Source organism: Nocardia sp. PLKS1-43, assembly GCF_059510335.1.
Window position 1 is genome coordinate 1 of record NZ_JCAJZQ010000029.1, and the last position, 10745, is coordinate 10745.

General features: G+C 65.0%; 15 protein-coding genes. 13 read left to right on the top strand and 2 right to left on the bottom strand.

All coding sequences use genetic code 11. The features are described from left to right. Positions 1-1086: 1086 nt before the first annotated feature. Positions 1087-1773 (bottom strand): HAD family hydrolase, encoded by a 687-nt coding sequence (locus AC5WS7_RS40235; protein ID WP_495959920.1) that lies wholly within the window; start codon positions 1771-1773, stop codon positions 1087-1089. Next, the gene (locus AC5WS7_RS40240) at positions 1770-2615 is read right to left on the bottom strand and encodes a GntR family transcriptional regulator (RefSeq protein ID WP_495959921.1); all 846 of its coding nucleotides are present in this window, start codon (positions 2613-2615) and stop codon (positions 1770-1772) included. Before AC5WS7_RS40240 ends, AC5WS7_RS40235 begins: the two co-directional genes overlap by 4 nt. Before the next feature lie 128 nt (positions 2616-2743). Here AC5WS7_RS40240 and AC5WS7_RS40245 point away from each other — a divergent pair, with 128 nt between their 5' ends. From AC5WS7_RS40245 to AC5WS7_RS40305, 13 genes are all read left to right on the top strand, one after another. Further along, positions 2744-3202: a hypothetical protein gene (locus AC5WS7_RS40245; RefSeq protein WP_495959922.1), complete on the top strand. Its 459-nt coding sequence runs from the start codon at positions 2744-2746 to the stop codon at positions 3200-3202. Further along, positions 3199-3450 (top strand): hypothetical protein, encoded by a 252-nt coding sequence (locus tag AC5WS7_RS40250; protein ID WP_495959923.1) that lies wholly within the window; start codon positions 3199-3201, stop codon positions 3448-3450. The genes AC5WS7_RS40245 and AC5WS7_RS40250 overlap by 4 nt, the downstream gene beginning before the upstream one ends. Continuing rightward, the gene (locus tag AC5WS7_RS40255; RefSeq protein WP_495959924.1) at positions 3450-3647 is read left to right on the top strand and encodes a hypothetical protein; all 198 of its coding nucleotides are present in this window, start codon (positions 3450-3452) and stop codon (positions 3645-3647) included. Before AC5WS7_RS40250 ends, AC5WS7_RS40255 begins: the two co-directional genes overlap by 1 nt. Then, complete coding sequence (locus AC5WS7_RS40260) at positions 3647-4342, top strand: DUF2637 domain-containing protein (RefSeq protein WP_495959925.1); 696 nt, start codon at positions 3647-3649, stop codon at positions 4340-4342. Before AC5WS7_RS40255 ends, AC5WS7_RS40260 begins: the two co-directional genes overlap by 1 nt. Positions 4343-4664: 322 nt before the next feature. Continuing rightward, positions 4665-5990: an FtsK/SpoIIIE domain-containing protein gene (locus tag AC5WS7_RS40265; protein WP_495959926.1), complete on the top strand. Its 1326-nt coding sequence runs from the start codon at positions 4665-4667 to the stop codon at positions 5988-5990. Further along, entirely contained in the window at positions 5987-6307 is a 321-nt protein-coding gene (locus AC5WS7_RS40270; RefSeq protein ID WP_495959927.1) for a hypothetical protein, read from the top strand. Before AC5WS7_RS40265 ends, AC5WS7_RS40270 begins: the two co-directional genes overlap by 4 nt. Further along, positions 6307-6543: a hypothetical protein gene (locus tag AC5WS7_RS40275; protein ID WP_495959928.1), complete on the top strand. Its 237-nt coding sequence runs from the start codon at positions 6307-6309 to the stop codon at positions 6541-6543. The genes AC5WS7_RS40270 and AC5WS7_RS40275 overlap by 1 nt, the downstream gene beginning before the upstream one ends. After that, positions 6540-6725, top strand: a complete 186-nt coding sequence (locus AC5WS7_RS40280) for a hypothetical protein (RefSeq protein WP_495959929.1) — start codon at positions 6540-6542, stop codon at positions 6723-6725. The genes AC5WS7_RS40275 and AC5WS7_RS40280 overlap by 4 nt, the downstream gene beginning before the upstream one ends. Next, positions 6722-6892, top strand: coding sequence for a hypothetical protein (locus AC5WS7_RS40285; protein WP_495959930.1), 171 nt, complete (start codon positions 6722-6724; stop codon positions 6890-6892). Before AC5WS7_RS40280 ends, AC5WS7_RS40285 begins: the two co-directional genes overlap by 4 nt. Then, positions 6889-7503: a hypothetical protein gene (locus tag AC5WS7_RS40290; RefSeq protein WP_495959931.1), complete on the top strand. Its 615-nt coding sequence runs from the start codon at positions 6889-6891 to the stop codon at positions 7501-7503. Before AC5WS7_RS40285 ends, AC5WS7_RS40290 begins: the two co-directional genes overlap by 4 nt. Beyond that, positions 7503-9281, top strand: coding sequence for a replication initiator (locus tag AC5WS7_RS40295; RefSeq protein WP_495959932.1), 1779 nt, complete (start codon positions 7503-7505; stop codon positions 9279-9281). The genes AC5WS7_RS40290 and AC5WS7_RS40295 overlap by 1 nt, the downstream gene beginning before the upstream one ends. Before the next feature lie 6 nt (positions 9282-9287). Further along, a complete protein-coding gene (locus AC5WS7_RS40300) occupies positions 9288-9506 on the top strand; it encodes a helix-turn-helix domain-containing protein (RefSeq protein WP_495959933.1) in 219 nt (72 codons plus the stop codon). After that, positions 9506-10633, top strand: coding sequence for a tyrosine-type recombinase/integrase (locus tag AC5WS7_RS40305; protein ID WP_495959934.1), 1128 nt, complete (start codon positions 9506-9508; stop codon positions 10631-10633). The genes AC5WS7_RS40300 and AC5WS7_RS40305 overlap by 1 nt, the downstream gene beginning before the upstream one ends. Positions 10634-10745 lie beyond the last annotated feature (112 nt).

Genomic DNA, 10745 nt, shown 5'->3' on the forward strand with positions numbered 1-10745 from the left:
GGAGAGCCGGTGACGGGAATCGAACCCGCACTCTCAGCTTGGGAATCAGGGTCATAACGACGAAATAGCTTGTCTACCAGCAAGAGCGGGTGCGCACTGCGTATCCGCTTTTACTGCTGTTGACCGGGGTATCTGGCACGTTTGTGGCACGCGGATAGGTCGTCTATCCGCCCCCCGACTGCTCTTCCCTCATCATCCTCATACTTGCCGCCCTCAGCGGAAGACGGCCGGGTCAAGGGCGCTTTTTCCCTTGACGCGGTTGGCTGGAGCGAGACAATCAGGCAATGAGGAGGGTGGGGGATTGCTGCGTAACCACCACTGACCAGGCGAATGTCCGGTTTCGTGCACGAATTTGAGGCGGGTTCGTAACCACAGCCGGTGTACCGGGCTGGGTGCCGGCCGATTCCGGGATCGTCTGCGGGAGGTCAGTGGGGTACGGCTCTCCTCGTGCCCAGCACTGGCCTTCGTTATCGAAAAGCGCTCAGACAGTGCAAGTCCGCGCTTGCGCCGTGGCCCGCGGCTCCGACGTGCCGACGCGCCGCGTGCGGCTCTTTTTCGCGCGCGTTGCGCGTCGCCGCGCGGCGGAGCCGCGGGCGGCGGCGCTCGCGCGCCTTGAGACTGTATAGCGAAATTCGGCAACGAATTGCATGTGGTGAGTTGCGAGAGAGAGCCGTGCAAGTCTGTCGTCTTGGCGGCTGATCCTGAACGGTTGGTGCCCGCCTCGGTGTTGGCGGGATCGGTTGCGTTCCAACGATTCTGGTCGGTGCCGTGACGTAGGGTGGTGATACCTCCGGCCGAGGGGCGGTGGACATGGTCCACACACCGCGCCCAGGAAGGAGGTGGTGGGGATGGCGAAACATCGCCGGGAAAAGAGCAACGCCCCGGTCGACTACGGCATCATGCTTGGAGGCTGTGCTGTAATCGCCGGGGCGCTCGTTCTGGTCCGCTGGATGATGCGGGCTAAGTGACCCACCAGGAGGGGCGTCGTGTGGAGCGGCGTCCCTCCGCCAGCATCACTCTCGTGACGTCCTCATATTACTTGACATTGCCCTACGGAGTCGATGATGCGGGAGGGGCCTCCGAAGGCTAAGGCCGATTGAGACGACCGTTGATCGCCGGTAACAGATCCGACATCGCGGTGATCATTGCATCTGGCTGGTGCCTGGCGAAGCGTTCGGCCTTGCCAGGCTTGTTGGCGAAGGCCACGACGGGGATGGTGGCGGCGCGCGCTGCCTGGATGTCGGTGATCGAATCTCCGACGAATACGCAATCTGGTCGTCGCATGGCGAGCTGGTTGACGGCCTCCTCGAGGAGGAACGGCGAGGGCTTCAGCTTCGTGACATTGGATGCGGTCCGGCCGAAGATGCCGCGGACGAATGCTCGTAGTCCATGCTGTGTGAGGTAGGCGTCGACGGCGGCGACTGAGTTGTTGCTGACGACTGCGACAGTTCGGGAATCGGTTGCAGCAGACCGGATTACCGCGTCCGCATACGGGGTAGGTTCCGCTGTCCGGACTGCGGCTAGTTCGAACTCGGTGAAACGTCGTTCGACCCTCGCCGCAGTTGCGTCGTCGTAAGTCGTTGCGGCGTACTGGAGTACAGCGAAAGGATCGTGGGTCTTGCTCAGTTCCGTTGGGAGCGGAGTGGGCAAGTTGGCGGCCAGTTCGGCGACGGCCGCCCGGTCAGTGCGATCTGAGAACACGGCACAGATCGGGCCATCGAAATCAAGCAGCAGGCATGGCCGGGCCTGAACGATGGCGACGCCGGTGGTCACGGCCGGTACTCCCGGCCGACAGAGTTCCATAGGCTGTCGAACCAGAGTTGCGATTGGCTGATGAACTGACTTCCCGTGGATTCGGGATCGACGTCCCGCGCGAAGTGGAAGAGTTCGGCGTCCTTGCCCATAAGGTCCCAAATTGCGGTTGCCTCTCCGTCAAGTTCAAGCTTGTGCTCTCGGACTGGGTAGTAGCCGAAGAAGGCGTGTTCGGCGTTCAAGATGTAAAGCTTGAACAGTGGCACGACGGGTGAGATGGCTACCTGTGCCGTAGCCGACGGCACGAGCCCAAGTCGTCCGAGTTCGCTCACAGCATCGATGACGGCGAGGGTATGGCGCTCCATGATCCTCGTCGCCCGCTTCCGGAACGCTGGACTATCTGACAAGTCATCGGTTCGCGCCGGTAGTGACCACGGCCGGGTTGGATCAGGGACCAGCATTCTGACTGTGAGCGAGTCGGGCCGGAGTCGTCCCTCACGTATGCGATCCAATGGCTCAGCCATTGCACCGTGCAGGGTCTCCCCTGAAAAACCAGCGAAATCGACTGTGACCGTGGTGGATTCGAACGCTCTCTCAATGTGCGGTCGGAGTCCGACCGGTCGTTCCGTCCGTTCGCGGACGTAGACGCCACTGCCCTTCCGCGAGATCACGAGTCCTTCGTCTCGTAGCGCGCGGATGGCGCTTTCCACGGTGGCCTTGGCGACGCCGTACCGCTCGGAGAGCTGCGGTTGTGAGGGCAGCTTGTCCCCTGGGGCGAATTTCCGCGTCAAGATCGCCGCTCGTAGGACGTTTGCGATCTGCTGCGACGGCGGGCGCGGGTCGTTGGGGTCAATGGCATCCATTCCACCAGGGTAGACCGCCTACCTAGGCTGCCCGAGGAGGTATTGACCTACCTAGGGAAGTAGAGTAGATTAAAAGCTACCTAGGGAGACTGGGTAGGAATGGATCTTAATCAGAAGGAGTTTTCGACATGTCGCTCAAGGATGGATGGTTTACCCCGGCGTTCGACCCGCACCCGATGGGCTTGTTTTTGCTGGGTGAGGTCCAGCCGGTGACGGAGTTCACCTCGGATCGCAATGCGCCGAAGATTCAGAAGGTCGATCTGGACCGGGAGGGCAACGGCACGGGCCTGCGGCTGTGGAAGGGCACGGTTACCGATCCGTCGGCGGAGAACGCTCGGCAGGCGAGTTTCGAGGTGGTGTTCGTCTCGAATCAGCGTCCGGTGCCTTCGGCTCCGGAGATCTCGAAGAACGTGCGTCCGATCGAGCTGGAGGGTATGCACGTCAAGCCGAAGATCACCGGTCAGGGTGAGTTCAAATCGATCGGCTGGAATGTCCGCGCGACGGGCATCGTGGGTGACAACTCCGGTGCCAAGCAGCCTCCGGCGAATCCGGGTGCTGCGCGTCCGCGTGACGAGAAGGCTGCGTGATCGGGGTGTCGTTCCTGGCGATGATGACCACCGCATTCGATGGCGTGGACGCGATGTACGTGCCTGCTACCCGGAATGCACTGGGCCGCATGAACTCTCCGGTTGTGCGGGTTCGGCTGAAGGGTGTTTCGGCGTCGTCGTTGACGTTGACGATCGAGGATGCCCGGACGCTGGCGGAGGCGTTGCCGCAGATTCTGATGCTGCACGATGCGGCGGAGCGTCTGGCCGCTGAGAAGGCGGTGGCGTGATGTCGGATATGACGTGGATGCAGGTCTCGACGGAGTTGTCCGCGCAGTCGGTCACTGCGAAGTACCACGCCAATATCGACAAGGTCGTTGTCGGCATCGGCTCCGGAAACCTGTTCCTGACCCCGGAGAAGGCTGGGGGCCTCCTCGCGGATCTGGCGGCGGCTGTGGAGTTCGCCAAGGGTTCGAAGGCGGCGTGATGTCCACGCGTAAAACGATTGTGGTGGTGCAGGCGCTCGCGGTCCTGGTGATCGCGGGTGTCGGCGCTGCCGCGTTCGTTCTCTCGTTCACCACTCTGCGGGATCTGGCCAAACTGGCGCACGTTCCCGCGTCGACGGCGTGGCTGTTCCCGTGGATCGTGGACGGCACCATCATCCAAGCCACGCTCGGCTGGCTGGTGCTGGCGAAGTCCCCGGAACGCAAGTACTTCATGTGGGTGCTGGCGGCGGGCTCGCTGGTGTCGGTGGGCGGCAACGCGATTCACGCGCTGGTGATGGCTCACAAGAGCGCTCACGTTGCGGTGGTCGCTGGTGCGGCCGTTCACCCGGCGGTGCCCGATTATCAGCTTCCGGGCTGGTTGTGCGCGGTCATCGCGGCTATCGCTCCGATCAGTCTGTTGATCGACACGCACGGGCTCGCGGTGCTGTTCCGCGTGGCTCATACCGCTACGCCCGAGTCGGCTCCTGTTCTCGAATCGGTGCCCGAACCTGTTGCGGCTGTGGAGGATTCCCCGGCCCCTGAGCCTGTGGAGCCGATCGCGGAACCGTCTCCGGTGCCCGCTGCGGTTCCTGCGCCTGCGCCTTCGCCTGTGCCTGTGCGGGTGGCGCGTCCTGTTCGTTCTGCGCGGCCGGTGCAGCAGATGTTGCCGATCGCGGTTCCTGTTGGAGGCATGTGATGAACCCGAATTCCCGCGGCGTGCCGCCCGGGGTGATCGCTGGGGCGGCGGTGGTTGTCCCGACTGCCGCGCTGGCGTTGGTGCTGGCGTTCGGTCCGCGCCCGGCCGTGCAGCCGGTGACCCGGATGGTGTCGGCGGTCCAGTCGATCACCCCGACATCCCCGGCCCCGAAACCGGCTCCGGCTCCGGCTCCGGCTCCGGCGCCGGTGGAGGTGTCCGGTTGTTGGATGTTTTGCCATGAGCCGCCTCCGGCTGCTCCGGCCCCGGATGGGTGCCGTCTGTTCTGTGAGCTGGAGCGCCCGTCGAACGGGGGTGAGCGGTGATGACCGCGGTCACGATGGTCCCGTACGCGGTCGCTGCGGCGGGTGCGTTGGGGTTGGCGGCTCGGATGTGCCGTTGGTCCCGGATGCCGGCCGATGTCGCGCCCCGGACCGCCGAGCAGATCGTGGGTGAGGCTCCGCTGGCGTTGCGGAATGCGGTGATGCATGTGGCGTTGCCCGCGTTCTCTTTCCAGATGTTCACCGATCTCGGACTCGGACACCCGGACAAGGGCTTTCCGTCGATCGAGTGGTGGGACTACAGCCAGCACGGCCTGTCCGTGGATGTGCTGATGAAGGGCGGACAGTCGTTGGCGGACTGGTCCAACGAGACCACAGTGGCCCGGCTGGCCGCGTATGTGGGGGTGGAACGGGTGACGGTCACGTCGCCTGCTCCTGGCTGGGTCCGTCTCGAGATGAGGGTGCATGACACTCTCGCTGCCCCGGCAACGGTGCCGGGCGCGGTCTCCAATGGTGTGGATCTCGAAGCGGTCCCGGTCGGTGTCCGCGAGGACGGCCACCCCTGGCTGCTGCGCATCCTGTACGCGCACATCCTCTTGGCCGGTGCCACCGGCTCGGGGAAGGGCTCGGTGTTGTGGTCGATCCTGGCCGCGCTCGGTCCGGCGATCAATGCCGGGCTGGTGGATGTCCGCCTGGGCGATCCCAAGGGCGGCGTGGAGTTCGGCTACGGCGAGGATCGCCTGTTCACCCGGTTCGCCACACACTCGGACAGCATCCTGGGAATGTTGCAAGAGGCCGTCTCGGAGATGGATGAGCGGCTGGTGCGGATGCGGCGGGCCGGACTGCGCAAACTCGTTCCGTCCGTGGATGAACCACTGATCCTGATCATCATCGATGAGGCGGCGTCGCTGTCCTCGTACGCGGACCAGAAAGAGCGGGAACTGTTCCGGCAGTTGACCGGACAGCTCTTGTCCAAGGGCCGCGCTGCTGGGGTCTCGGTCATCTCCGCGTTGCAGGACCCGTCCAAGGAGACCATGCCCAACCGGCAACTGTTCCCTGTCCGGATCGGACTGCGCCTGGATGAGCCGACCCAGACCACGATGGTCCACGGACAAGGGGCACGGGACCGGGGCGCGTTGTGCGACCGGATCTCCGCGGACACCCCGGGTGTCGGGTACGTCGGCGAAGACGGGTCCACCGAGTTCGTTCGGGTGCGCGCGTTCTGGGTGTCCGACGACGACGCCAACGCGATCGTGGACACCTATTCCCCGGCGCCCGAGATCACCGGTCCGACCGAGGACTACAGCGGGTTCGACCCGGACGACCTCGGCGAGGACATCCCCGGCGACGGTGAGGGGCGGGCGGCATGAAAACCGGATTCCTGACCGTGGCGCACGTGGTGGTGCACTGCGACGGCTGCGGCGACCGCTACAGCGAAATCCGTTACGACCAACTGTGTTTCGGCTCGGTCAACGAAGCCATCGCCTACATCACCGGCCGTGGTGCCGGGGTCGGCTGGGTCTACGACGGCGACAAAGTCCTGTGTGACGGCTGCGTCGCCTCGGCTCGCTGCCTCGAACACGGCCACGTCTTCCCCGAGCCGCGTCGTCGGCTGCTGGGTTCCAAGCCTGATTCCCGCACCTGCTCTGTGTGCGGGATCTCCGAGACAGAAATCGAGGAAATCTGATGAGTGCCAACAAGTTCCGCAGCACGGAACGGGACCGCGCTGCTCGTCTGGAGGCGGACACGATCGACGCGGTGGTCGATATCCGGGCTCGTCGGCGTGCCCACTACGAACGCTCGGGCATGGACCCGGTCTCCCTGGCGGTGCACGCCTGGGCCGAAACCGGCCATGTCCCCGGCTGGGACGACGGCATCGACTACAGCGACGGCAACGACTTCGACGGAGGTTGGGCGGCATGAACACGATCACGATTCCGGTCTGCTGCGGGCTGCCGATGGTCCGGCACACCCGCCCGGTCTACGGCACCGACACGTATGTGCATGTGTTCCGCTGCCCGTCCTGCATGCGCGGGCAGACCGACGAAATCCCGCACACCGCATCTGGTAGCGGGCTCGGTGATGACAAGGGGCGTGCGGCGTGAGCGCCAAACCTGGAGCGCAGCAAGTCAATCCGATTGTGCGCAAGGCAGCGGACCAAGTCGCGAAGACCAAGCGGCGACGGGCGTCGAAACCGAAACCGAAGGACCTGCCCCGCTGGGAGTGCCGCGATCAACTGCCCTTGTTCGATACCCCGGAGGATGTGAAATGACTACTGCGGCAACGGATTCGAAGTTGGATGCGTTCGAGCTGTTCGGCCTGGGCGTGCTGCACCTGGCCGGGTATGTGTTCCTGGCCGCGTGGTGGGCGGTGTTGTTCCCGATGGTCTCGCTCCCGCTGGCGGGTGCGCTGGCGGTGGGTGTGTTGGTGGGTTGGGTGCCGGGTGTCGTGGTGGTCGGGGTGTTCGCCGCGGGGATGGTGCTATGGCGAGTGCGGAGCCCGCGAACCTTCGAGCGGTGGATCACCGGACGGGCACGGTCCCGGTTCCTGGCCTGGTGGCGGTACCGCCGCAACTGGGCTCGCCGGATGACCGCTTGCGGCCTGTCGGTCGGCAACGGGGAAAACACCCTCATCCCTCGGCTTCAGTCGGTCCGGATCGGCGAATCGGTGGACCGGTTGCGGGTGCGGATGTTGGAGGGTCAGTGCCCGAACGACTACGAGAGCCGGGTGTCGAACCTCGCGCACACCTTCGGCGCCCGGGATTGCCGTGCCTCGATCGTCGGGCCTGGGGTGTTTGAACTGGTTATGCAACAACAGGATTCACTCGCTGACGTGGTCACTCTGCCCCGGCTCGGGGGCACTCGCGGGAAGGACGTTGCCTGATGACCGAGACCATCGAAACCGCCACCTCGATGCCGGCCGATTCCTCGCCCGACCGGATGACCGCGGCGCAGCGTCGTGCCTTGCCGAACCTGATCGATATCGCCGAAGCGGCGGCGGAGAAGTACGGGGTGTGCAAACGCCCGGTGCCGATGCGTGCGTTCAACCCGGAAACCGGTGAGTCGAAATACGTTGCCGCGGACTGCAAATCGACTCGGGCCTCGGACTGTCCGTCGTGTGCGGCGAAGGCTCGCGCGTTGCGGGTCACCCAGTGCAGCGAGGGCTGGCACATGACCGATGAACCGGTCAGTGATCGGGATGCTCCCACTGAGCACCAACAGGAGTTGTTGACCGCTCGCGCGGACATGCTCGCCGAGTACAAGGCTGCCCGGGAGTTGGGGGATGAGGAGACCGCAAACGGGTTTCGGGAGGTGATCGCGTCCCTGGATCGGGAACTGCGCCAGTCGGGGATGCAGGGCCGTATCCCGGGCATCGACGCGGCATCCCGTCCTCGCCGGTCGCGTTCGACCAAACGTCGGCAGGATGCCCCGAACCTGCCGCGCAAGAAGATCGACAAGACCACGGTCGGCCGGAAGTTCGGCAAGCATCAGCCCTCGACGTTCTGGACGCTGACACTGCCTTCGTATGGCCGGTGCCATCGTGACGGTGCGGTGAACAAGCAGGGCCAGGTGTGCGGGGACGGTTCGCCGGTCGATCCGGACAGCTACGACTACCGCCGCGCTGCCCGTGATGCGATGTTCTTCCCGCGGTTGTTCGATCGGCATGTGCAGAACTGGCGGCGTGCCGCTGGTCGGGATGTGCAGTACTTCGCCGCGGTCGAACCGCAACGGCGCGGGGCTCCGCACGTGCACATCGCCGCGCGGGGGACCGATCCGCATGCGTTGCTGACTCAGATCGTAGAGGCGACCTATCACCAGGTGTGGTGGCCGCACTTCGATCACGAGGTCTACAGCGACGGGCACATGCCGGTGTGGGATCACCAGGCGGGCGGATTCGCCGACCCGGACACCGGATATCTGCTGCCCAGCTTCGATGACGCGCTCGCGGTCATGGACGAGATGGACGATGTCCAGCCCGCCCACGTGATCCGGTGGGGCGTGCAAACCGATGCCCGCGACATCGAAGACGATGACGGCACGATCGCCGATGCCGAGGGGGAGCGGGGCCCGGTGCGTCCCGGCAAGGCCAAGGGCGTGGTCGGCGGGAAGGATGCCCGCAAGCTCATCGGCTACCTGACCAAGTACCTCACCAAATCCATCGGCGAAGTCCTGGACGCGCCGAACGAACGGACTCGTCGGCACTACGAGCGGTTGCACGTCGAGCTGCAGCGCACCCCGTGCTCGCCCACCTGCTCGGTGTGGCTGCGGTACGGCATCGCACCCCGGAACGCGAAGGCCAAGACTCAGCCGGGCCGGTGCAAGGGCAAGGCGCATCGTCGGGACACCCTGGGCCTGCGTGGTCGGCGGGTGCTGGTATCGCGTCGCTGGAGCAACAAGACTCTCCCGGATCACAAGGCGGACCGGATCGAATTCGTTCGGCAAGTCCTGGCCGCGGCGGGCATGGCCAAGAACGACCAGGCCAAAGCGTGGGTGGTCCGGCTGACCGAACCCAGTGACCCGGACGTCCCTCGGCGCGAGCACCTGATCATGTCCGCGGTCGCTCAGCGCTCCATCTGGCAGAACGAATACATCACGGCAACGGGCCTGATAGCAGACCTGCCAGAGCCACAGGATCTCTCGGCAATGCCGGAAGCGGCGTAGGAGGGGATGAACATGGAATCGGGATATCTCGACGTTGACGGGGCCGCGGAGTACCTGGGCACGGGTGTGCGGTTCATTCGCCGTTTGGTGGCCGAGCGTCGCGTGGTGTTCTACAAGGTCGGCGGGCATGTGCGGTTCAAGGTCGCGGACCTGGAGGCGTACGCGCAGGCGGGCAGGGTGGAGGCGATCGCCGATCGGTGGGGCGTCGGCAAGGTGGTGGCCTGATGGGCAAGCGGGGTTTCGGCAATGTGCGTGAGCTTCCGTCTGGGCGGTGGCAGGCACGCTATCGGGGTCCGGATGGGCAGATGCATCCGGCGCCACGGACGTTCGCGACCAAGCGAGTCGCTGAGCAGTGGTTGTCCCGCATGGAAGTGCAGATCATGCAAGGGGATTGGATCGACCCTGAGCGCGGAAAGATCCTCGTCGCCGACTACATGACAGCGTGGATCGATCAACGTCCGGGACTGCGGCCCAAGACGCGCGAGCTGTACCGCTGGCTGCTGCGCAAGCACATCGAATCGACGGCTCTGGGCAAGACCCACCTGGGCAAACTCACCACGGCAATGGTTCGGCAGTGGCGTGCGGATCGCATCGAGGCCGGTGTCTCGGAGATCGTGACCGCCAAGGCGTACCGGCTGCTGCGGGCGGCCATGACTACGGCTGTCGAGGAAGACAAGATCATCTCGCGCAATCCCTGCAAGGTCCGTGGTGCGGACAAGGAACAGAGTCCCGAGCGGCCGGTGCTGACCGTGGCCCAGGTCTTCGCGCTGTCCGCCGCGGTGCCGGACCGCTATCGGGCGCTGATCCTGCTGACCGCGTTCGATTCGCTGCGCTGGGGTGAGGTGTCCGCCCTGACCCGCGCTGATTTCTCCGACGGGGCCGAGTCGGTCCGGATCTCCAAGGCGTTCGTGGAGCTGCCGGGTAAGGGGCTTGTCGTGTCGGCTCCGAAGTCACGCGCCGGTATCCGGACGTTGACCGTTCCGGCGGCGATTCGTCGCGATGTCCTCGATCACCTGCAGAAGTTCGTGGCGGCCGAACCTACCGCGTATGTGTTCACGGGCCTGCGCGGAAAACCGTTGCGCCGCTCCAACTTTGCGCAGATGGCCCAATGGGCGAAGAAGACGGCCGAGGTCGGCCTGACCGGCGTGCACTTTCACGACTTGCGTCATGCCGGGAACTTGTGGGCGTCCAAGTCCGGGATGTCTACCAGGGATCTGATGGCGCGAATGGGGCACGACGACATGCGGGCGGCCCTGATCTACCAGCGCGCTACTGATGCCGCGGAACGGCGTATCGCGGACGATCTGTCCCGGATGGCACAGGACTACCGTGACGGCCGCGGCGATCGGTAATGGCACATGTGTGGCACGGCGGCGGACCGGACTCGGCAGGACGGACCAGCGGGCATATCGGGAACGGTGCAGAATGGCCTTGGTGACCTGCACGGATGTTCTCAGAGAGATT

Bases quoted from the DNA above. Each gene is read 5' to 3' on its own strand.
- AC5WS7_RS40240 (WP_495959921.1), bottom strand. From the start codon at position 2,615: ATGGATGCCATTGACCCCAACGACCCGCGCCCGCCGTCGCAGCAGATC.
- AC5WS7_RS40245 (WP_495959922.1), top strand. From the start codon at position 2,744: ATGTCGCTCAAGGATGGATGGTTTACCCCGGCGTTCGACCCGCACCCG.
- AC5WS7_RS40255 (WP_495959924.1), top strand. From the start codon at position 3,450: ATGTCGGATATGACGTGGATGCAGGTCTCGACGGAGTTGTCCGCGCAG.
- AC5WS7_RS40260 (WP_495959925.1), top strand. From the start codon at position 3,647: ATGTCCACGCGTAAAACGATTGTGGTGGTGCAGGCGCTCGCGGTCCTG.
- AC5WS7_RS40265 (WP_495959926.1), top strand. From the start codon at position 4,665: ATGACCGCGGTCACGATGGTCCCGTACGCGGTCGCTGCGGCGGGTGCG.
- AC5WS7_RS40270 (WP_495959927.1), top strand. From the start codon at position 5,987: ATGAAAACCGGATTCCTGACCGTGGCGCACGTGGTGGTGCACTGCGAC.
- AC5WS7_RS40275 (WP_495959928.1), top strand. From the start codon at position 6,307: ATGAGTGCCAACAAGTTCCGCAGCACGGAACGGGACCGCGCTGCTCGT.
- AC5WS7_RS40280 (WP_495959929.1), top strand. From the start codon at position 6,540: ATGAACACGATCACGATTCCGGTCTGCTGCGGGCTGCCGATGGTCCGG.
- AC5WS7_RS40290 (WP_495959931.1), top strand. From the start codon at position 6,889: ATGACTACTGCGGCAACGGATTCGAAGTTGGATGCGTTCGAGCTGTTC.
- AC5WS7_RS40295 (WP_495959932.1), top strand. From the start codon at position 7,503: ATGACCGAGACCATCGAAACCGCCACCTCGATGCCGGCCGATTCCTCG.
- AC5WS7_RS40300 (WP_495959933.1), top strand. From the start codon at position 9,288: ATGAACATGGAATCGGGATATCTCGACGTTGACGGGGCCGCGGAGTAC.
- AC5WS7_RS40305 (WP_495959934.1), top strand. From the start codon at position 9,506: ATGGGCAAGCGGGGTTTCGGCAATGTGCGTGAGCTTCCGTCTGGGCGG.